A 20,918-nucleotide genomic window follows, 5' to 3' on the forward strand; every position below is an offset into this window, starting at 1 on the left:
GTACCTCAGTTCGTGTCGGACTCGTTGGCGCGCAGCAGCCGCAACTGCACGAAGGTGATTGCCAGCAGCAACACGAACAGCGCCATCGACATGGTCAACGCGTAACCGAAGTCGAACTCGCTGAAGCCCTTGGCGTAGATGTAGAGCGGCAGCACCTTCGACGCGTCGGCCGGACCGCCCTTGGTGGTCACGGCGACGAGGTCGAAGACCTGGAACGAGCTGATCACGGTCAGGACGGCGACCATCGCCATGATCGGTCGCAGCAGCGGCAGCGTCAGGTGCCGGAACATCCGCGGCTCGCTGGCGCCGTCGATCCGGCCGGCCTCGTAGATCTGCGGCGAGATGGTCTGCAGTCCGGCGAACACCAGGATCGCGTTGTAGCCCATCGACTTCCAGACGCCGATGAACGCCAGCGACGGGATCACCCAGCCCTGCGACCCGAGGAACAGGATCTCGTGCCCGGTGACCGCCTTGACCACGACGTTGACGATGCCGAGGCCCGGGTCGAGCATCCACTGCCAGATCAGCGCGGCGACCACCCCGGAGACCAGGAACGGCAGCAGTACCAGGCCGCGGATCACCGCCGACCGGGTCAGCCGGTGCATGATCACCGCGGTCGCGAGCGACACCGCCAGGCCGACGCCGACCGACAGTACGACGTACTCGGCGGTGACGGCGAGCGACTTCCAGAACACCGTGTCGCCGAGCAACTCCCGGTAATTGTCCAGCCCGGTCCACGTCGCCGGGGTCAGGATCCGGAATCTCGTGAAGCTCAGGTAAATACCGCGCAATACCGGGACCGCGGCGAAGGCGATGAAACCGGCAGTGGCCGGAAGAATGAGGACGAGTGCGAGTTTCCAGTCCGACCGATGGGCCGGTCCGGCGGCTGTTTTCACCCGCGGCCGAGCGGCGGCGGCGACTGAGACCACGGTGGGCTCCTTCACGGAACAAATGCGGCGAGTCGCTTTTCGGAATGACCACCGGCGAATGCGGCGCGACTCGCGGAATTAACCTTGTGGACATTCAGTCATAGCCGCCCGCGACCGTGCAACGACGCATCCCGGATGGTCGGTATTCGTCCGGCGAATACTGCCGTCAGTCCGGGATCGGCAACGTCCCGGCCGGCCGGTCCGCCTGCAGCACCAGGTCGACGAAGGCCTGCGTGGCACGGCTCAGCGGGCGTTCCGCGTGCCACCACAGGCCGACGTCGCGGTACAGCTGCTGGCTGCTCACCTCGCGGACCACGAGCCCGTCGGTGCGCACCATCGCGGCCGCGAGACTGTTCACCAGACCGATGCCGTGACCCGCTCGCACCATCGCCGCGAGGGTCGTCGGCTGGTGCGAGACGACACCGGCCGACGGGACGATCCGGCTGGCCTGCATGGCCGACCAGGCCTCGTAGCCGAGGCTGGGATCGCCGAGCGGATCGCCGATGGTGATCACCGGATGGGCGGCGACGTCCTCGAGGCCGATCGTGTCGTGGTCCAGGACGGCATGGCCGGGCGGCGCGAGGACGACGAACGGCTCGCGCCAGATGCCGCGATGGATCAGCGCATGGTCGGACGGCTCGGGGCGGAGCGGGCGCAGCGCGACGGCCGCGCGCCGGTCCGACAGCCAGTCGTCGATCACCTGGACGTCGCCGTCGAGGACCGCGATCTCCAGCAGCGGGTGGGCCGTCCGTAACCGCATGAGCAGATCCGGCAGGAACTCCGAACTGGCGCTGGCGAAGCTCGCGACCGCCAGCTTGCCGGTGAACGAGCCGGCCGTGGCGCGCATGTCGGAGACCGTGTCGTCCATCGCGGTGACGATCATCCGGGCCCGGGGGAGCAGGCGCTGCCCGTCGTCGGTCAGCGTGAGCGGCCGCATCCGGCGTTCGATGAGCACACAGCCGAGCGCCCGCTCCAGGCTGGCCACGCGAGCGGACACGCGCGGCTGCGAGAGGTGCATCCGGGCCGCCGCGCGGGCGAATCCGCCGGAGTCGACGACCTCGATCCAGGTCCGGAGCCAGGACAGCTCGACATCCATCACGGCTGCCTCCTCCGCAGCTCGACCGTTTCTCCGGACGGTAGCAGCCGTTCGCCGCAGGCCCGCGGTGATCGGTATTCGTCGTACGAAACGTGTGTATTCGTACATCGGCATTGTTCCGGGCCGTCCGGCGTGCCTGAATGTGAAGGTCGAATCGGTCCGCAACGGAGGGGTCAGCGCGTGGAACTGGAGATGCCGCACGAGGCACGGGGGCTGTTGTCGCCGGAGCGGAACGATCTCGCGCCGGGCGACGAGGGCAATACGATCGTCGCGGTCGAGACGTACGCGCTGGCGGTGCCGCTCGCGCAGCCGCTGGCGGACTCGACCGCGGCGCTGACGTCCTGGATCGTTCCGGTGGTCGAGATCCGGACCGCCGACGGCCGGGTCGGCACCGGGATCTCCGGCGTCCACACCGGCGCGGAGCTGCTGTGCCACGTCGTCGACCGGTACTACGCGCCCGCGCTGGTCGGTGCGTCGTCGGAGGACATCCTCGGCACCTGGAAACGTCTGTACTGGTTGCCGACACACTGGATCGGCCGCGCCGGCGTGGTGCACATGGGCCTGTCGATGGTCGACATCGCGCTCTGGGACCTCGCCGCGCAGCGCGCCGGGGTGCCGCTGTGGCGGCTGCTCGGCGGGTCCGCCGACCCGATCGAGACGTACAACACCGACGGCGGCTGGCTGAACCTCAGCGTCGCGGAAGTCGTACGGGACCTCGGCTCGCTGGTCGACCGCGGCTGGCGACGGGTCAAGATCAAGGTCGGTACGCCGGACTGGCGCGAGGACGCGTCCCGGATCCGTGCCGTCCGGAAGGCGGTCGGCCCGGAGATCACGGTGATGGCCGACGCCAACCAGCGCTGGGACCTCGCCACCGCGCACCGGATGCTCCCGGTACTGGCCGAAGCCGGGATGGACTGGATCGAGGAGCCCGTACATGCCGACGATCTGGGCGCACATCGCCGCCTGCAGGCTGCCGGGACGGTCGACGTGGCCGCGGGGGAGAGCCTGTACTCGTACCACGCGTTCACCGGCCTGATCGAGGCGGACGCCGTACGCGTGGTCCAGCCGGACGTGACGCGGCTGGCCGGGGTGACCGAATGGATGCAGGTCGCTCAGCACGCGGCGGCACGGGGGCTGCGGCTGGTTCCGCATGCCGGCGACATGATGCAGGTGCATCAGCATCTCGCCGGGGTGGTGCTGAGCGAGAGTCCGCCGCTGCTCGAGTTCATCCCGTGGACGCAGGACGTGTTCGAGTCGCGGAGCGTGGTGAACGAGGGGTTCGCCGAGCGGCCGCAGACCCCGGGCGCGTCGACCGCCGTACGCAAGGAAGCCCGCGAGCGGTGGCAACTGCGCGGGGTTGGCGGAAGGACCTCGGATGAATGAGGTGCGGGTCGGCCGTACGGACCTGTTCGCGCCGCGGATCGGACTCGGAACCGCTGCCCTCGGCAACTTTCAGCGGGCGATCAGCGATGCCGACGCGATCGCGGTGGTCGAGCACGCGCTCGAGCGCGGCCTCCGCTACCTGGACACGGCTCCGCTGTACGGGCACGGGCTGGCCGAGCAGCGTGTCGGTCGCGCGGTGGCGGCGGCTGCTCGGGACGAGTTGGTGATCTCGACGAAGGTCGGCCGGTTGCTGCGGCCGGACGCGCCGCGCGACGAGACGCAGTACCACGACGGTGTGCCCTTCTACGTCGACGTACCGCCGGTCGGCCCGGTGTGGGACTTCAGCTACGACGGCGTCCGGCGCTCGGTCGAGGAGAGCCTGCAGCGAACCGGGCTGGAGCGCTTCGACGTACTGCTGATGCACGACCCGGACGACCACCTCAGTGAGGCCGCCACGACCGGGTACGCCGCTCTTCGTGATCTGCGTGAGGCCGGACTCGTCCGTGCGATCGGTGCCGGGATGAACCACTCGGCGCCGCTCGCCGAACTGGTCCGTTCGTGCGACCTGGACGTTGTCCTGCTGGCCGGGCGCTACACCCTGCTCGACCAGTCGGCGATGGCCGATCTGCTGCCGGCCTGCGAGGAGCGTGAGGTGTCGGTCGTGATCGGCGGCGTGTTCAACAGCGGCGTACTCGTCGATCCGGCGCCGGGCGCGTCGTTCGACTACATCCCGGCGCGGGACGAGGTGGTTGCCAAGGCGCTGGCGATCCAGGACGTGTGCCGCAAGTACGACGTACCGCTGGCCGCGGCGGCGTTGCAGTTCCCGCTCGCGCATCCGCGCGTCAGCACGGTGCTGATCGGCGCGCGGACGGTGGCCGAGCTGGACGACGACCTGGCGTTGCTGGACGTGGAGATCCCGCCCGCGCTCTGGGCGGACCTCCGGAACGCGGGGCTGATCCATGCGGGTTGATGCTCACCAGCACTTCTGGGACCCCGCGCGGTACAGCTACCCGTGGATGGCCGGCCCGCTCATGGATCCGGTACGGCGGGCGTTCGGGCCGGACGACCTGCGCGACGTACTGCTTGCCTCGGGCATCGATCGCACCGTCCTCGTGCAGACGCTGTCCAGTCCGGCCGAGACGCGGGAGTTCCTGCGGCTGGACGCGGAGTTCGTGGCCGGCGTCGTCGGCTGGGTGGACCTGACCTCACCGACGGTCGGCGACGACCTGGACGAGTTGCTCGCCTGCCCGGGGCGGCTGGTCGGCATCCGGCACCAGGTCCACGACGAGCCGGACCCCGACTGGCTACTGCGCGACGACGTACGACGTGGTCTGGCAGCGGTCCAGCACCGAGGACTCGTGTACGACGTGCTGGTCCGCGCGCGCGAACTGCCGGCGGCGGTCGTGACCGCACAGGCGTTCCCGGAGCTGCAGTTCGTCCTGGACCACATCGCGAAACCGCGGATCGTCGACGGGGCCGATCCGGCCTGGAGCAAGCTGATGCCCGGCCTTGCCGCGGCGCCGAACGTCGCCGTGAAGCTCTCGGGCATGGTCACCGAGGCCGACTGGTCCAGCTGGACCGCTGACGACCTGCGCCCGTTCGTCGAGCGCGTCGTCGGCTGGTTCGGCACCGAGCGGCTGCTGTTCGGCTCAGACTGGCCGGTGTGCCTGCTGGCCGGCTCGTACGGCGAGGTCATGGCGGGTCTCGATGACGCGTTGAGCTTGAGCGCTGGTGAGCGCGAGGACCTGTACGGCGGCAACGCCTGCCGTGTCTACTCCCTGCCGACGGACAGCAGGCGGAGTTCGCGAGCTCGCTGAACCGCGGTGGAGCGGTCGGTGGCGCCTAGTTTCGTGTAGATGTGGCGGATGTGGGTGTTCACCGTGTTCGGCGAGACGGACAGCTTGGCGGCGATCTCTTGGCGGGTGAGGTTCGTCGGGAGGTACCGCAGTACGCGTAGCTCGGTGCGGCTGAGAGTCTCCACCGGTGCGATGGGATCGGCCGCGTGCGCGTCGAGGATGTCGGCGACCAGGGCGGCGTGCGTCGTACCGTGCGTCGGGAGGTCTTCGAGGAGTGGCGCGGCACCGGTCATCAGGAACGGCAGGACGATGCGGTCGGACTCGGCCAGGTGCAGTGCCCGCTCGGTCGATGCGCGCGCGGCTGCCTTGTCGCCGAGTGCCCGGGCGGCGAGGGCGTCGAGGAGATGTGCCTCGATCGTCGTCAGGCGTGGGTTGCTGGGCGCGCTGCCGTCGAGGACCGCGCGGAGCTCGGCTCGCGCGGCGACGGGCTGTGCTTCGGCGAGGTGGAGTACGGCGGCCGCCGTTCGGATCTCTGCGGTAGCCGCGAGCTGATCGTCGAGGCTGGCGAGCTGAGCCCGAGCCTCGTCGACTTGTCCGAGGCGGGCCTGAGTCTCGACGATCCAGCCGAGGACCCGTGGCAGGAGTGCGTGCCTGCCGGTCATCCGGACGTTGCTGGCGGCAACGAGCGCCGCCAGCGTCTCGTCGTACCGGCACCGGCCTGCGGCGAGCGTCGCGGCGGCGAGCTGGACGAGTAGTTGGACACCTGGTTCGCCGTCGGTCGGCACTGCGTCCCGGGCGCGGTCGAGCCACAGCTGGGCCAGCTCGAACTCTCCGGTCCAGCTCGCGGTCGCGGACAGCGTGATGTACGCCGGCGCGATCACCGGCTCGCTCGCCCAGCCATGCCGGGTCGCCATCGCGATCGCCTCGTCGCAGTACCGCCGTACCCGGGTCAGCGAGCCGCTCGTGGCGGTGAAGCCGAGGTGGGCGAGGCACGCGACCTCGAGGTACGGCCGCCGGAGCTCGTGGGCCAGCTCCGCGCCTTGCCGGAGGTACTTCTCTCCGTCGGCCAGCCGGAGCGACCAGGCCGCGGCGACGCCGAGGTTGAGCAACGCGGTCGCGCGCGCGTCGTTGCTCAGGGCAAGATCCGTTGCCGACATGGTGGTTGCCGCAGGCAACGCGTCGAGGTCTCCGGCGACGCCGTCGAAGTTGCCGCGCAGCCGTGCGACGAGCAGGTCCAGCGCCGCGATCGTGGTCCGGAGCCGATAGCCGCGGTCGGCGGGCAGGGCGGCGAGATCCGCCCTGGCGACGTCGAGGTGGGCGGCGGCTCGTTCGGGGCGCGCCTGGTTGAGCTCGGCGACCGCGTGGGCCGGCGCCAGGCCGCGCAGGTCGGCACCGGTGGGGAAGGAGTGCAGGAGCGCGGCGACCGTGGCGGCCTGGCCGTCGAGGGTGAGGCTGAGCGCGTGATCGGTCAGCAGCTCGGCCGCCTCGGCCCAGTCCCCGGCGGCCTGGAGGTGGCGGACCGCCTCGGCGACATCGCCGTGCGAGGTGAACCAGCGGGCCGCGTCGCGGTGCAGTTGATGGACATCGTCCGTACGCCGAAGCTCCAGGCGTAGCAGGTCCCGGAACAGATGGTGGTACCGGAACCAGGTCCGCTCGTGGTCGAGCGACACGACGAACGCGTTGGCGTCCTCGAGCGCCAGCAGGATCCGCTCGGTGCCGGTCGATCCGGTCAGAAGGTCGGCGAGTTCGCCGTTGACCCGGTCCAGGACCGACGTCCGGAGCAACAGCCGCTGGACCTCGGCCGGCTGCCGGTCGAGCATCTCGGCCAGCAGGTACTCCGCGACGGTCCGGTCGGTGCCGGAGAAGTCCTCCACGAACTGCTCCGGATCCGGGTGCCCGGACAGCGACAGGATCGCGAGCCGCAGACCGGCGGCCCAGCCTTCGGTCCGCTCCTGGAGCACGTCGATCGCGTGGCCGGACAGCTTGACGCCGGCGAGGTCGAGCAGCTCGTGCGTCTCGGCCCGGCTGAATGGCAGCCGCGCGGCGCGGAGCTCGGCGAGCTCGCCGGCGAGGCGGAGACGTTGCAGGCGCAACTTGGGCTCACCGCGGGTGGCGATGACGGCGTGCACGTCCGCGGGCAGGCTCGTCAGCAGGACGCTGAGTTGCGAGATCGCTTCGGCCGAGGTGAGTTCGTGCAGATCGTCGATGATCAGGACGACCGGAGCCAGCGCGGCCAGCTCGGAGCGTACGGCGTCGACGGGCGCGGGGCCATTGACCGAGGCGGGACCACCGACCGTGGCCAACAGGTCGAGCCAGAACAGTTGGGCGTCGTACTGGTCGCGCCGGATCGCGAAGTACGCCGTACGACGTGCCGTGTGTGCGGACCAGCTGCGCAGCAGGGACGTCTTCCCGCTGCCGGCCGGTGCCGTGACGATCGTGACCTGCTTCGTCGCGGCGCGGTCGAGCGTGGCGATCAGGTCGTGGCGGTCGATGAGCCTTTGGCCAGGCACCCGGTCAGCGTAACCCGTGGAAATCACCTGATCCTGGTGACGCTCACTCACCTGTCCGGTGGCGAGTCTGGGACCACCAACCGGAGGGAGTGCAACCGATGGGTACGTTGCAGTTGCCGGACTACGGTCCGGTGCCGGAGTCGGCTCTCGGCCCCGAGCTGAATGCCGACGGATACTTCGTCGATCGCGTGCGGGACAACCTGTTCTGGGTCACCGACGGCACCTACCAGGCGGCGTTCCTCGCGACGCCGCAGGGCGTGGTGCTGTTCGACGCCCCGCCGACGATCGGCCACAACCTCCGGCGCGCGATCGACGAGGTCACCGCGGCCGAGGACCTGCCGAACAACGTCACGCACCTCGTGTACTCGCATCACCACGCGGACCACGCCGGGGCGTCGTACCTGTTCGGCGATGTCACGCGGATCGGTCACGTGGAGACGCGGAGGCTGCTCCGGCGTGACAACGACCGGGCCAGGCCGGTGCCGGACGTGACGTTCGAGGACCGCTACACGGTGGAGGTCGGCGGCTCGCGGGTCGAGCTGGCGTACCACGGGCCGAACCACTCGCCGGACAACATCTACATCCACTTCCCGGACCACGACACGCTGATGCAGATCGACATCGTGAACATCGGCTGGGTCCCGATCTACAACCTCAACCTGAGCGAGGACGTACCCGGTTACCTGGAAGCACCGGACCGCGCCATGGAGTACTCGTGGACGCACTACCTGAGCGGTCATCTCGGCCGGCTCGGCACGCGCGACGACGTCGTACTGCATCAGCGCTACATCGCGGACATCGTCGACAGTGCCCACGCCGCGCTCGGATCGGTCGATCCGACGCCGTACTTCGCCCGGTACGGCGCGAACGCCTGGGCCGGCGTCGCCGGATACCTCGACGCGGTCACGGATCAGGCCGCGGCGCCGGTCATCGAGAAGTACACCGGCGTGCTGGCAGCGGCCGACATACCGGCGCTGACCACGACCACGACATTCTCGATCCTGCAGTCGATCCGGCTCGATCTCGGCGGCGGATCGCAGGTGCACCCATGAGCGCGCGGGTGGCGATCGTCGTCGGCGCCGGTGGCGAACTCGGCCGCGCGACCGCCGGCAAACTGGCCGCGGCCGGTTTCACCGTCGTCGGTGTGGACCGGAGTGCCGACGGGCTGAAGGAGTTGCCGGACGGTATCGAGTCGGTGGTCGGCGACGCCAGCGATCCGGCTGCCGCGAAGACCCTCGTCGACCGGATCGCGGCCGAGGTCGGCCCTCCCGAGGTTCTGGTGAACACGCTCGGTACCTACCACCTGGGCGACGCACTGGACGCGACGCCGGACGACCTCAAGCTGATGCTCGACGTCAACACGGGCGCGGCGCTCTGGCTCACGCAGGCGGTCGTGCCGTACATGAAGGATCGTGGCGCGATCCTCCACGTCGCGGCGCGGCCCGGTATCGAGCCGACCGCGGGCATGACGACGTACGCCGTGAGCAAGGCGGCGCTGGTGCACCTGGTCCGGGTCCTCGACGTCGAGCTGCGGCCGCGGGGGATCCGGGTCAACGCGGTCGCGCCGGCCGTGCTCAACACCGCGAAGAACCGGCCGTATCTGCCGCCGGAACTGCTCGCGCATGCGGTCGAGCCGGAGGCCGTGGCCGAGGTCATCGCCTTCCTCGTCAGTGACGGCGCCGCCCCGGTGAGCGGCGCGATCGTGCCGACGTACGGCGCCTGAGAACCCGAAAGGACCGAGATGACAGCGAACCGTCGTACCTTCCTGGCCGGGGGAGCCGCCCTCGCCGCGGTTCCGATGCTCGGAGAGCTGCCCGCGAACGCGGACACGCTGCCGGACTATGCACCGATCCCGCCGTCGGCGCTGGGGCCCGCGGTCAACGCGCAGGGGTACTTCGTCGGGCGCATGCGGAAGAACCTCTACTGGGTGACCGACAGCACGTACCAGGCCGCGTTCCTGACCACGAAGGACGGTGTCGTGCTGTTCGACGCGCCGCCGTCGATCGGGGCCAACCTGCAGCGCTCGATCGACGAGGTCGCGGCCGCCAACGGGGTGCCGAACACGGTGACCCACCTGGTCTACTCGCACCACCACGCCGACCACCTCGGCGCGTCGTCGCTGTTCGGCAACCAGGTCGTCCGGATCGGTCACACCGAGAACAAGCGCTTGCTTGCCCGGGACAACGATCCGGCCCGGCCGGTGCCGGACGTGACGTTCGAGGACCGGATGACACTGCGGGTCGGCGGCGAGCGGGTCGAGCTGGCGTACCACGGGACGAATCACACGCCGGACAACATCTACATCCACTTCCCGGACCACGACACACTGATGCTGGTCGACGTGAACCTGCCCGGCTGGGTGCCGTTCGACTTCTTCAACATCAACGAGGACGTGCCCGGCTCGATCGCCGCGCCGGCCAAGGCGCTGTCATACCCGTGGAAGCACTACATCGGCGGCCACATCGGGCGACTCGGGACGCGGCAGGACATGGTCGTGTACCGGCAGTACATCGACGACATCGTCGCCAACGTCAAGCTGGCGCTGGCGAACGTCGACCCGACGCCGTACTTCACGAAGTACGGGAACAACGTGTGGGCGGCGGTGAAGGAGTACCAGGCCGCCCAGGTGAAGTACGCGTCCGGCCCGGTGATCAAGAAGTACCTCGGCGTCCTGGCCGCCGCGGACGTCTACACGGCCACGACGACCTTCCTGATCCTCGAATCGGTCCGCCTCGACCTCGGCGTCGGCTCCCAGGTGCATCCGTGACCTTCCTCGGCGGGACGTTCGGGCTCGGGCCCAGGCAGGTGCATCGCGTCGGGTACGGCGCGATGCAACTCGCCGGCGACGGCGTCTTCGGCCCACCCCGCGACCGCGACGAGGCACTGCGGGTGCTGCGGGCGGCCGTGGACGCCGGTGTGGATCACATCGACACCGCGCAGTTCTACGGCGGCGGGTCGGTCAACCAGGTGCTGCGCGAGGCGCTCTCGCCGTACCCGGAGAGCCTGGCGATCGTGAGCAAGGTGGGTTCGGTCCGTCGCCTGCGACCGGGGGAGTTGCGGCGTGGGATCGAGGAGAACCTGGCCGCGCTCGGGGCCGACCGGCTCGCGGCGGTGAACTACCGGTTGATGAATCCGGCCGCGCCCCCGGACGCAACCTTCGAGCTGGGACTCGCCGAGCTCGGCAAGGCCCGGGACGAGGGGCTGATCGAGGGCGTCGGCCTCAGCAACGTGTCCCGGGACCATCTGCTGCGAGCGGTCGAGCAGACGGACATCGTCTGCGTGCAGAACCTGTTCAACCTGATCGAGCGAGGGTCGACCGATGTGCTCGACGAGTGCACCGCTCGGGGTATCGCCTTCGTTCCGTTCTGCCCGCTCGGCCTGCCGGGCGAGCAGCGTGGACGCCTGCTGTCGCACCCGCTGCTCGCCCGTCACGCCGAGCGCCTCGGCGTGACGTCGGCCCAGCTCGCCCTCGGCTGGCTCCTCGGCCTCGCTCCGAACATCCTGCTGATCCCCGGCACCCGCACCGTGGCCCACCTGACCGAGAATCTCGAAGCTGCCGAGCCGGATCAGGCGACACAGACAGCCCTGTCGCGGGGCTGAAGCGGGATCACAGGGCGCCGTTCGCCTCGCAGGACGTGCGGACGCCGGCGCCGTACTGCGGATCGGCCTGGGTGCAGTTGTGGATGTGTTTGCGGACGGTGTCGGGGCGGGCTCCGTAGATCGCGCGGGCAGTGTTGTCGAAGAGGGCTTGTTGCTGGACCGGCGTCATCAGGCGGAAGAGGTTGCCGACCTGGGTGAAGTAGTCGTCATCGTCCGCGCGGAAGTCGAAGTGGTCCGCGGTGGCGCCGACCGGCTCGGCGGGGTCGGCGTACTGCGGTTGCTCCTGCCAGCGCCCGAAGTTGTTGGGCTCGATTCCGGGTACGCCGCCTTGGTTGCCGTCGACGCGCATCGCTCCGTCGCGGTGATAGGTGTTGACGAGCTTGGCGCCGCGCGGGTAGTTGACAGGGACCTGGTGGTGGTTGACGCCGACCCGGTAGCGGGCGGCGTCGCCGTACGAGAAGAGCCGGCCCTGGAGCATCTTGTCCGGGCTGTAGGAGATGCCGGGGACCAGGTTCGCCGGGGTGAACGTCGCCTGCTCGATGTCGGCGAAGTAGTTCTCCGGGTTGCGGTTCAGCTCGAACTCGCCGACCTCGATCAGCGGGTAGTCCGACTTGCTCCACACCTTGGTCAGGTCGAAGGGATGGAAGCGGTACGTCGCCGCGTCCGCCTCCGGCATGATCTGCACGTACAGCTTCCAGCGCGGAAAGTCGCCGCGCTCGATCGCCTCGTAGAGGTCGCGCCCGTGCGACTCGCGGTCGCGGGCGATCACGGCCGCCGCCTCGTCGTCGGTAAGGTTCTCGATGCCCTGCTGGGTGCGGAAGTGGAACTTGACCCAGTGCCGTACGCCGTCGGCGTTGATCAGGCTGAACGTGTGCGAGCCGAACCCGTGCATGTGCCGGTAGGACCTCGGGATGCCGCGGTCGCTCATGATGATCGTGACCTGGTGCAGGGATTCGGGCAGGTTGGTCCAGAAGCCCCAGTTGTTCTCGGGGTTGCGGAGATTGGTCCGCGGGTCGCGTTTCACGGCCCGGTTGAGGTCGGGGAACTTCAGCGGGTCGCGGTGGAAGAACACCGGGGTGTTGTTGCCGACGACGTCCCAGTTGCCCTCCTCGGTGTAGAACCGCAGGGCGAACCCACGGATATCGCGCTCCGCGTCCGCGGCACCGCGCTCGCCCGCGACCGTGGAGAAGCGGGCAACCAGCTCACATTCGTTGCCGACAGCACCGAAGATCGCAGCCTTCGTGTACGCCGAGATGTCGCCGGTGACCCGGAAGACCCCGAACGCACCGGAGCCCTTGGCGTGCATCCGCCGCTCGGGGATCACCTCGCGGGAGAAGTGCGCGAGCTTCTCGATCAGCCACAGGTCCTGCAGCAGCAGCGGCCCGCGTTCGCCCGCGCTCATACTGTTCTGGTTGTCGGTGACTGGTGCGCCCGCGGCGGTGGTCAACGGTTCGGTGTTGTCCATCAGCTCTTCTCCGTTGTTGGTTGCCGGGACCGGCAGACGTGGTGATTCCAGCGTTGTGGATCGGGTGGCGTCGTGGCAGTCCGGAAGGCGACACGGATCCCACAGATCCGGACACCGCCTGCGCGTGGCCCGGCGCGGGGTGGGACGCTGGGTGCCATGCCGAGAGCGCGGAAAGTGGTGTTCGTCGTCTTCGACGGCGTGAAGTCGTTGGACGTGGCCGGGCCTGCGGAGGTGTTCGCGGAGGCGAATCGGTTCGGCGGACGGTACACCCTGCAGTACGTCTCGCCGTCGGGCGAAGCGGTCTCGACGTCCACCGGCGCGTCCCTGCCGGTCGACGGACCGGCCGACGGCGTCTCGCGAACCGATACCGTCGTGGTGTGTGGCGGTGACGTGCTCGTTGGATCGCCCATCGATCCCGAGTTGATCGCGGCGATTCAGGTACTGCGGCCGCGGGCGCGCCGGGTCGTGTCGATCTGCACGGGCTCGTTCGCGCTCGCCGCCTCCGGAGCGCTGGCCGGCCGTCGGGCGACCACCCACTGGCGGCATACCCGGCTGCTCGCCCGCGCCTTCCCGGACATCGACGTACTGCCGGACGCGCTCTTCGTCGAGGACCGCGGGGTCTTCACCTCGGCCGGAGTGTCGGCGGGCATCGACCTGGCGCTGGCCTTGGTGGAGGCCGACCACGGGCCGGACGTCGCCCGCGCGGTGGCCCGCAGTCTTGTCGTGTTCATGCAGCGTCCCGGCGGTCAGTCGCAGTTCTCCGCGCCACTCGAACTCCGGCGGGCGCGGACGCCGACGCTGCGGGAGATCGTGGACCTGATCTCGGCCGACCCCGGCCTCGACCACAGCGCGCAGAACCTCGCCGATCGGGTCGGCGTCAGTACACGGCACCTCGTACGACTGTTCCAGGCGGAGTTCGGCATGACGCCGGCCACGTATGTCGAGCAGGTGCGGATCGACCACGCCAAAGCACTTCTCGACGCCGGGCACACGGTCGAGCAAACGGCCGCGGGAGCCGGTTTCGGCAGCTCGGAGACTCTGCGGCGCGTGTTCGTCGCCCGGCTCGGCGTGTCACCCAGCCAGTACCGGAACCGGTTCGCCAGCGCCGCGCGTTCGTGATGTCCGCATCTGTGGGGTAGGCGTCAGATTGCGCCTGCCGATCCCGAGCCTCGCGCCAGCACGATGGGACTCAAGACCCCTCGACGACTGGAGACGCCATGACCGAGATCATCGCCGGAGTCACGATCCCCGGCACCGCCCTCGTCCGCGAGGCGACAGCCCTGGTCCGGGATGTTGCCGACGACAACCTGTTCCACCACTCCCGCCGGGTGTTCCTCTGGGGCAGCCTGAAGGCGGCCGCGCGCGGACTCGAGGTCGAGCCGGAACTCGCGTACGTCGGCGGCCTGTTCCACGACCTCGGCCTGACCGCGAAGTACCGCACCACCAACCAGCGGTTCGAGATCGACGGCGCCGACCTCGCCCGGGCCTTTCTGCTCGACCACGGCGTACCGGACCGCGCGGCCGAGAGCGTCTGGCTCGGTATCGCGCTGCACACCACGCCCGAGATCCCCGCCCGGCTCGCACCCGAGGTCGCCGTCGTCACGCTCGGCGTCGAGACCGACGTACTCGGCCTCGACCTCCACGAGATCACCGACACCCAGCGCGCCGAGGTCGTCGCCGCTCACCCGCGCCCGGACTTCAAGAACCAGATCCTGCGTGCCTTCTACACCGGCATGTCGGCCCGCCCCGGCACCACCTTCGGCACCATGAACGACGACGTACTCGCCCACTTCGACCCCACCTTCCGGCGCACCGACTTCGTCGACATCATCCAGAACAACAGCTGGCCGGAGTGATCACGCCTTGAAGGGGCGGGGGAGACCTGTGCGTTTGGCGGTGGCGAGGAGAGGTGTGGTGTCGATGGAGGTGATGCCGTTGAGCGGGCCGAGGGTGGTGGTGAGAAAGGTGTAGAGGGCATCGAGGTCGGTGGCGGCGACCGCGATCAGGAGGTTCGCCGGGCCGGTGGTGGCGGCGGCGAAGCGGACCTGCGGGTGGGTGCTGAGGGCGCTCGCGGTCTGGTCGAGGCTGCTCGGCTGTACCGAGATCCACAGCAATGCTTCGCTGTGCGCGCCGAGGAGGGCGAGGTCGACTTCGGTGGCGAGGCGGAGGACGAGGCAGCGGGTGAGTGCGTCGAGGCGGCGGCGCGCGGTCAGCGCGGTGATGCCGGCGCGTTGGCCGAGATCGGTGTACGTCGCTCGGCCGTCCTTGGCGAGCGCTTCGATCAGTGCGGTGTCGATCCGGCTGATCGGCGTCGGCGCGGTAGGCAGGCGCGGCACGATGGGCCCGAGTCCGGCGATCTCGTCGGCGGACAGCAGGCCGGCGGTCCAGCGGAAGGCCGTGGGAAAGACGCGGAGCAAGGTGTGCGCGGTCCACGAGTCGACGGCGTCGGTGGCCGGCAGGTCACGCAGCAAGAGGTTGTTGCGCGCCTCCGCGCCGTCGAGGAAGAAGACCGCGGAGAGCTCGTCGCCGACGCCGAGGATGTCGACCCACACCGTGTCGGTACGGCGGACCAGGGCGCCGGCGACCTGCCGGATCTTGCTCGGCCGGCACCGGATCCGCAGGGCCATCGGGATCAACTGCGGGAAGTACAAGGGGTTGGGTACCGCGGTGGCGCGGAGGGTTCCGTCGGCGTACAGCGGGGTGGCCCGGCGGACGACGGTGCGCTCCGACAGGCCGAGGCGGGTGCCGATCTCGCGCCAGGAGGCCCGCGGCGACGCCAGCAGAACGGCGATGATCCGCCGATCCGTGTCGTCGAGCTCCTGACGCATGATCTGCATCCTACTGCCGCGATCTGTCCGGTTATGTGCAGTGGAGGCGGCGGATTGATGGTCGATCTGCCCGGAGGCCGTAGAACGGTGATCATGACCGAACACGGTGCAGACCTGTTGATCCGAGCCGGAGCGGTGCACACGCTGGTCCCCGGGGCGGCTCCGCGACGAGCGGTCGCCGTCCGCGGCGATCGGGTCGTCGCGTTGTCGGCCGATCCCGGCGGCCTCGACGCCTGGGTCACCGCGCGGACCAAGGTCCTCGACGTGCCGGATTCCGCCGTACTGCCGAGCTTCGACGACACGCACACGCACCTGATCTTCGCCGGCCACAGCGCCCACGACGTACCGGTGCAGCAGGCCCGTGACCTCGGGGAGTTCCTGGAGCTGATCCGCCGCCGCGCCGCCTCCACTCCCGAGGGGCAGTGGATCCGGACGACGGCCAACTGGCAGGAACTCAACCTCGCCGAACGCCGGATGCCGACGGCGGCCGAGCTGGATCAGGCGACCGGCCGGCATCCGGTACTGGTCAAGCGAGGTGGTCACAACGACGTGCTGAATACGTATGCACTCCGCCTTGCCGGGATCACCGAGGACACCCCGGCGCCGCCCGGCGGGGTGATCGGCCGGGACGCTGACGGCCGGCTGACCGGGCGCCTGATCGACAGCGCGATCGGCCTCGTGGAGCGGCACTTCCCGGCACCCGACCGAGCGACGCAGGTCGACGGTCTGCGGCTTGCCGGCGACCAGTACGCCGCGACCGGAATCGGCACGGTTCGGGACTGCCTGGTGTCGCTCGACGACTACGCGGCGCTGCAGGCGGCGCGGAACGCGGGAGTGCTGAACGTCCGGGTCCGCGCGCTGATCTCCGGGTTCGGCGTCACGGACTTCGACGAACTGCTCGACGCCCTCGAGGACCGGCGGTACGAGGCCGATCCGTGGCTGCGGGTGTGGGGCGTCAAGCTCGGCCTCGACGGCGGGCTCGAGGCCGGCGCGACCGAGGAACCGTACGCCTGCGATCACACGTTCTCAGGGACCTTGCTGTGGGAGCCCGACGCGCTCACGGAGGCGGTCGAGGCGGTGGTACGGCGGGGTTGGCGCGTCGGCACTCATGCGTACGGCGACCGTGCGGTGCGCGTTCTGCTCGACGTGTACGAGCGTGTCCTCGAACGCAATCCGGGCCTGCCCGCGAACTCGCTCGTGATGGAACACGCGGGTTTGGCCGGACCCGAACAGCGAGCTCGCGCGGTCGCCCTGGGCATCCCGGTCACGATCCAGCAGCCGTTGCAGCACGACACCGCCGAGGTCGAGCAGGAGTTCTGGGGCACCGAGCGCGTCGCCGCGATGTTCCCGGCGCGTGGGTGGCTCGACCAGGGCGCGCTGATCGCGGCCGGATCGGACTTCCCGGTCGGGCAGTTCGGCGCGATGCGATCGGTGTGGGGTATGACGACCCGCGAGACCGTGGTCGGCGTCCGTGGGCCGGAGCAGGCGATCAGCTATGACGAGGCGGTCGCCCTGCACACCACACAGGCCGCCCGACTGGTCGGTGAGGAACAGCTGCGCGGCATGCTCACGCCGGGAAGGCTCGCCGACCTGACGATCTGGGACCGCGACCCCGCGACCTGCTCGAGCGACGTGCTGCGCGACCTGAACCCGACGTACACCATCATCGGCGGTCGCGTGGTGCACGGCGAGCGTGACTGAGGGCCCACCTGGACCGAACTATGGCAACTGATCCGTTCCGGCCGGTTTGCGGCGGCGGCGTGGCTCTGCGGACCTTGGTGGGGTCCGGCGCATGTGGTCCCGGGCGCGGGCGAGGATGTCGGCGAGGGTTTCGATGTCGGCGCGGGACAGCGGTGCGAACAGCAGCTCGTCGAGGACCGTGATGTGCCCGGGGAAGACCTTCGCGAGCACACCACGTCCCTCATCGGTGATCGTGACGGTGACGCTGCGCTCGTCGTCCGAGGACTGCGTACGGGTCACGAGGCCGCGCTTCTCCAGCGTCTGCGCCTGATACGTCAGTCCGCTCCGGCTGTACACGACTCCGTCGGCCAGATCGGTCATCCGCCGGCTGCCCGCGGGGGAGTCGCCGAGGGTGGCGAGGAGCTGGAACTGCACGTAGCTGAGATCCCCGGCGTCCCGCAGCTGCTGCTCGACGGCGTGCTTGAGCAGGCTGCTCGCCTCGATGAGCGCGAAGTACGCGCCCAGCTGCGTGGCATCCAGGGAACGTGGCGCGGAGGTCATGAGCCGACTCTATCAGTGCTTCTAGTTCGAAGCACTTGCTTCTAGTTCGAAGCAGTACTACGGTGATGGCAGTTGCTTCGAATCCGAAGCACATCATCGAAGGGGCACATCATGAAGGCTGTACGGTTCCACGAGACGGGCGGCCCGGAGGTTCTGCGCTACGAGGACGCGGACCAGCCGATCCCCGGCGCGGGCGAGGTGCGCATCCGGGTCGCGGGGTCGGCGTACAACCCGGCCGACGGTGGTCTCCGCGGCGGATTCCTGCCGATCCCGGTGACGCTGCCGCACGTTCCGGGGTACGACGTTTCCGGCACGATCGACGCGCTCGGCGACGGCGTGGACGGCCTCGGCGTGGGCGAGAACGTCGTCGGATTCATCCCGATGGATGCCGACGGTTCGGCGGCGCAGTACGTCGTCGCCCGGCGGACGCGCTGGTCAAGGCGCCGACCAGCATCCCGCTGGCCGACGCCGCCGGGTTGCCGTCCGTCGGGCTGACCGCATCACAAGCGCTGTTCGAGGCCGGTGAGCTGAAGGCCGGTCAGCGGGTGCTGATCAACGGTGCCGGCGGCCCGGTCGGCGGGTACGCCGTACAGCTGGCCAAGCGCGCCGGTGCGTATGTCATCGCGACGGCGAGCCCACGGAGCAGCGAGACGGTGAGGGCGGCCGGCGCGGACGAGATCGTCGACCACACGGCCACGCCCGTACTCGACGCTGTCACCGAGCCGGTCGACGTACTGCTCAACCTGGCACCGATCACGCCCGACGGGTTCACTGCCCTGGTCGCGCGGGTCCGCGACGGTGGCGTGGTCGTCTCCACGACGCCGACCGTACCGACGCCCGGCGACGAGCAGCGAAAGGTGCGCGCGGCAACGATCTTCCTCCACCCCGACGCGGGCGTGCTCTCGCAGCTCGTACAACTCGTCGACGACGGCGCACTCCATGTCGAGATCGCCCGACGCATACCACTGAGCGAGTTACCCGCAATCCACCAGCAGGCCGAGGCCGGCGAGATCCACGGCAAGGTCGTGGCCGTACCGCCGGCCGTCTGAACCTATGGGGTGAGCGTGCGGAGGAGGTCGGTGGCGTAGGCCGTGGTGGCGGCGACCAGGTCGACGGAGTCGGGGTCGAGGAGCCACTGGGTGTTGGCTCCTTCGATGAAGGCGAGGATCTCGAAGGCCTTCAGGCGGGCGTCGACCGTACGGCTGAACTCACCGGATTCCTGGCCGGCGGTGATCATCTGCTCGATGACGGCGCGCAGGTTGCGGTAGCGGGTGACGAAGTGCTCGTGGGCGACGTCGCCGGGCCGGAGGTTCTCCATGACCAGCACCGCGAAGAGGCTGGCGAGGCTCGGGTTCGCGACATTGCGGCGGGCGTAGCGGGGGAGTTGTTCGATGGCGGCGGGCCCGCCGAGCGCGGTGAGTTCCTCGGCGAACTCGAGGCTCGCGCCGTCACGCTGGTCGATGACGGCGTGCAGCAGGCCGACCTTGTTGCCGAAGTAGTAGAGCAGGGCCTGCTGCGTGACGCCCACTGCCGCGGCGACGTCGGCGATGCTCGTGGTCGCGTAGCCGCGTTCGGCGAACAGCGTGGCGGCGGCCGCGATCAGCTCCTCGCGCCGGGACTCGCCCCGGGCCGAGGCCTTGCGGCCCTGCCGTCCGGTCGGTGCGGGGCTGGATGACGTCATGGAACCTTCCTATCGCGATCTCTTGAATTCTACCTAGTGGTAAGTAGAATCCTCGTCACCGGGTCGGCGCGGGAGGAGTGAGGCCGGATGTGGACGGGGCAATGGATCTGGTCGGCGGGTACGGCGCTCGGCGGGCCGACGCGGTCGCAGCCGTACGGGTCGCTCGACCGCGCTCGGTTCGACCAGCGGGTGCTGTTCCGCAGGGTGTTCGAGGTGGCCGACGTACCGGGTGACGCTTGGCTCCGGATCAGCGCGGATGCTCGGTACTTGCTGTATGTCAACGGATCCGAGGTCGGTGCCGGGCCGGTGCGGCATGGTCCTCGGCGGCTCGAGTACGACGTGTACGACGTACGCGCGCTGCTGGTTCCGGGGCGGAACGTGGTCGCGGTGCTCGGGCGGTTCTACGGGCATCCGGTGCCGTGGTGGGAGCCGTCGCCGCCGAGCTTCACGATGGGCGGCGGCGGACTGGTCGCCGAGCTCAGGACCGGCGATCGGGTGATCGGGACCGACGAGACCTGGCGCTGCTCGCCGGGCATCGCGTGGCAGGCCGCGGAGCCGCCGAGCATGTTGCTGACGCAACTGCCTGAGTTCCTCGACGCGAGACTGCTGGATCCGCGGTGGACACAGCCCGACTTCGACGACAGCGGCTGGGAGGACGCACGGGTACTCGCCGAGCACTCGATCGTCGGCCCTCAAGGCGCGACCCACCCACCAACCGAGCCGTGGGGCGCACTCGCGCCCCGCCCTATCCCACACCTAACCGGCGATCTCCGAACCGCAACCACCATCCACCACCACATCCCCCACGAGCCGGTCGCGGGTGGGAACGGGCGTGGTGATGTGTGGCGCGAGTTGAGCGCTGTCCTTGGTCGGCGGGTGGGTGCTGGGGATCGGGTCTCGGGTGGGGACGGCGATCGGGTGTTGGTGGTGGCGGACTTTGGGATGGTGGTGGCTGGGCGGTTGGAGTTGGAGGTCGATGGGCCGGCCGGTGCGGTTGTCGTGGGGGCGTTGCTCGAGGTGCCGACGGTGGCGGCGCTCGACAGCGCTCCGGTGTTCCGGTACGTGACCCGAGGCCACGATGACCGGTACATCTCGGGCGATCCGATCGGCGGACGGTACGCCGTACTGCTGCTGGACCATCCGACCGTCGTACGGTCCGTCCGTCTCCGCGAGTCGCACCGCCCGCGGCGTGCGGTCCAACCGTTCACCTCGAGCGACGAGAGGCTGGACGAGATCTACCGGGTCGGTCTGCGGACCGTCGACCTGACCGCGCACGACGCGTACGTCGACTGCCCGACCAGGGAGCAGCGGGCGTGGACCGGAGACGCGGTCGTGCACCAATCGGTGGACCTGGTCGCGAACCAGGACTGGAGCCTCGCGCGTTGGAAC

20 protein-coding genes are annotated in these 20,918 nt (G+C 69.7%); 13 read left to right on the plus strand and 7 right to left on the minus strand.

Annotated elements, in window-relative coordinates:
- Positions 1-5: 5 nt before the first annotated feature.
- Positions 6-929 (minus strand): sugar ABC transporter permease, encoded by a 924-nt coding sequence (locus VFF46_RS00975; protein WP_325035041.1) that lies wholly within the window; start codon positions 927-929, stop codon positions 6-8.
- Positions 930-1,095: 166 nt separating this feature from the next.
- Positions 1,096-2,025, minus strand: coding sequence for a LysR family transcriptional regulator (locus VFF46_RS00980; protein ID WP_325035060.1), 930 nt, complete (start codon positions 2,023-2,025; stop codon positions 1,096-1,098).
- Positions 2,026-2,205: 180 nt separating this feature from the next.
- Between VFF46_RS00980 and VFF46_RS00985 the strand changes: the two genes are divergently transcribed.
- From VFF46_RS00985 to VFF46_RS00995, 3 genes are read left to right on the plus strand one after another with little or no spacing between them, the layout of a single operon-like run.
- Positions 2,206-3,408 carry a mandelate racemase/muconate lactonizing enzyme family protein gene (locus VFF46_RS00985; RefSeq protein WP_325035042.1) on the plus strand — a complete coding sequence of 401 codons (1,203 nt, stop codon included), beginning with the start codon at positions 2,206-2,208 and terminating at the stop codon, positions 3,406-3,408.
- Positions 3,401-4,378: an aldo/keto reductase gene (locus VFF46_RS00990; RefSeq protein ID WP_325035043.1), complete on the plus strand. Its 978-nt coding sequence runs from the start codon at positions 3,401-3,403 to the stop codon at positions 4,376-4,378. Before VFF46_RS00985 ends, VFF46_RS00990 begins: the two co-directional genes overlap by 8 nt.
- A complete protein-coding gene (locus tag VFF46_RS00995; RefSeq protein ID WP_325035044.1) occupies positions 4,368-5,225 on the plus strand; it encodes an amidohydrolase family protein in 858 nt (285 codons plus the stop codon). The genes VFF46_RS00990 and VFF46_RS00995 overlap by 11 nt, the downstream gene beginning before the upstream one ends.
- Here the strand turns inward: VFF46_RS00995 and VFF46_RS01000 are convergent.
- A complete protein-coding gene (locus tag VFF46_RS01000) occupies positions 5,180-7,714 on the minus strand; it encodes a LuxR C-terminal-related transcriptional regulator (protein ID WP_325035045.1) in 2,535 nt (844 codons plus the stop codon). The genes VFF46_RS00995 and VFF46_RS01000 overlap by 46 nt on opposite strands.
- Before the next feature lie 98 nt (positions 7,715-7,812).
- Between VFF46_RS01000 and VFF46_RS01005 the strand changes: the two genes are divergently transcribed.
- Genes VFF46_RS01005 through VFF46_RS01020 form a run of 4 tightly spaced genes read left to right on the plus strand, consistent with a single transcriptional unit; the run spans position 7,813 to position 11,314 of the window.
- Complete coding sequence (locus VFF46_RS01005) at positions 7,813-8,766, plus strand: MBL fold metallo-hydrolase (RefSeq protein WP_325035046.1); 954 nt, start codon at positions 7,813-7,815, stop codon at positions 8,764-8,766.
- Positions 8,763-9,437 carry an SDR family oxidoreductase gene (locus VFF46_RS01010; protein WP_325035047.1) on the plus strand — a complete coding sequence of 225 codons (675 nt, stop codon included), beginning with the start codon at positions 8,763-8,765 and terminating at the stop codon, positions 9,435-9,437. The genes VFF46_RS01005 and VFF46_RS01010 overlap by 4 nt, the downstream gene beginning before the upstream one ends.
- 18 nt (positions 9,438-9,455) lie before the next feature.
- Positions 9,456-10,481: an MBL fold metallo-hydrolase gene (locus VFF46_RS01015; protein WP_325035048.1), complete on the plus strand. Its 1,026-nt coding sequence runs from the start codon at positions 9,456-9,458 to the stop codon at positions 10,479-10,481.
- On the plus strand, positions 10,478-11,314 hold the full coding sequence (locus VFF46_RS01020; protein WP_325035049.1) for an aldo/keto reductase: 837 nt from the start codon (positions 10,478-10,480) through the stop codon (positions 11,312-11,314). Before VFF46_RS01015 ends, VFF46_RS01020 begins: the two co-directional genes overlap by 4 nt.
- 7 nt (positions 11,315-11,321) lie before the next feature.
- Here VFF46_RS01020 and VFF46_RS01025 read toward each other — a convergent pair whose 3' ends face one another.
- Positions 11,322-12,779, minus strand: a complete 1,458-nt coding sequence (locus tag VFF46_RS01025) for a catalase (protein WP_325035050.1) — start codon at positions 12,777-12,779, stop codon at positions 11,322-11,324.
- A 156-nt stretch (positions 12,780-12,935) separates the two neighbouring features.
- On the opposite strand from VFF46_RS01025, the gene VFF46_RS01030 reads away from it, so the two are divergent.
- Complete coding sequence (locus VFF46_RS01030; RefSeq protein ID WP_325035051.1) at positions 12,936-13,898, plus strand: GlxA family transcriptional regulator; 963 nt, start codon at positions 12,936-12,938, stop codon at positions 13,896-13,898.
- Between the two features lie 98 nt (positions 13,899-13,996).
- A complete protein-coding gene (locus tag VFF46_RS01035; protein WP_325035052.1) occupies positions 13,997-14,635 on the plus strand; it encodes an HD domain-containing protein in 639 nt (212 codons plus the stop codon).
- On the opposite strand, the gene VFF46_RS01040 is transcribed toward VFF46_RS01035, so the two are convergent.
- Positions 14,636-15,607 (minus strand): Lrp/AsnC family transcriptional regulator, encoded by a 972-nt coding sequence (locus tag VFF46_RS01040; RefSeq protein WP_325035053.1) that lies wholly within the window; start codon positions 15,605-15,607, stop codon positions 14,636-14,638. It abuts the gene before it with no gap.
- A 93-nt stretch (positions 15,608-15,700) separates the two neighbouring features.
- Between VFF46_RS01040 and VFF46_RS01045 the strand changes: the two genes are divergently transcribed.
- The gene (locus VFF46_RS01045; RefSeq protein WP_325035054.1) at positions 15,701-17,308 is read left to right on the plus strand and encodes an amidohydrolase; all 1,608 of its coding nucleotides are present in this window, start codon (positions 15,701-15,703) and stop codon (positions 17,306-17,308) included.
- 18 nt (positions 17,309-17,326) lie between these two features.
- Here VFF46_RS01045 and VFF46_RS01050 read toward each other — a convergent pair whose 3' ends face one another.
- Positions 17,327-17,848 (minus strand): MarR family winged helix-turn-helix transcriptional regulator, encoded by a 522-nt coding sequence (locus VFF46_RS01050; protein WP_325035055.1) that lies wholly within the window; start codon positions 17,846-17,848, stop codon positions 17,327-17,329.
- 111 nt (positions 17,849-17,959) lie between these two features.
- Here VFF46_RS01050 and VFF46_RS01055 point away from each other — a divergent pair, with 111 nt between their 5' ends.
- Positions 17,960-18,343: an alcohol dehydrogenase catalytic domain-containing protein gene (locus tag VFF46_RS01055; RefSeq protein ID WP_325035056.1), complete on the plus strand. Its 384-nt coding sequence runs from the start codon at positions 17,960-17,962 to the stop codon at positions 18,341-18,343.
- Positions 18,325-18,897, plus strand: coding sequence for a zinc-binding dehydrogenase (locus VFF46_RS01060; protein WP_325035057.1), 573 nt, complete (start codon positions 18,325-18,327; stop codon positions 18,895-18,897). The genes VFF46_RS01055 and VFF46_RS01060 overlap by 19 nt, the downstream gene beginning before the upstream one ends.
- 2 nt (positions 18,898-18,899) lie before the next feature.
- Here VFF46_RS01060 and VFF46_RS01065 read toward each other — a convergent pair whose 3' ends face one another.
- Positions 18,900-19,529, minus strand: coding sequence for a TetR/AcrR family transcriptional regulator (locus tag VFF46_RS01065; RefSeq protein WP_325035058.1), 630 nt, complete (start codon positions 19,527-19,529; stop codon positions 18,900-18,902).
- A gap of 87 nt (positions 19,530-19,616) precedes the next feature.
- On the opposite strand from VFF46_RS01065, the gene VFF46_RS01070 reads away from it, so the two are divergent.
- Positions 19,617-20,918 (plus strand): alpha-L-rhamnosidase N-terminal domain-containing protein (locus VFF46_RS01070; protein WP_325035059.1); only part of this gene is annotated, 1,302 nt, incomplete at its 3' end.

The organism is Kribbella sp. (assembly GCF_035655035.1).
Taxonomy (GTDB): Bacteria; Actinomycetota; Actinomycetes; order Propionibacteriales; family Kribbellaceae; genus Kribbella.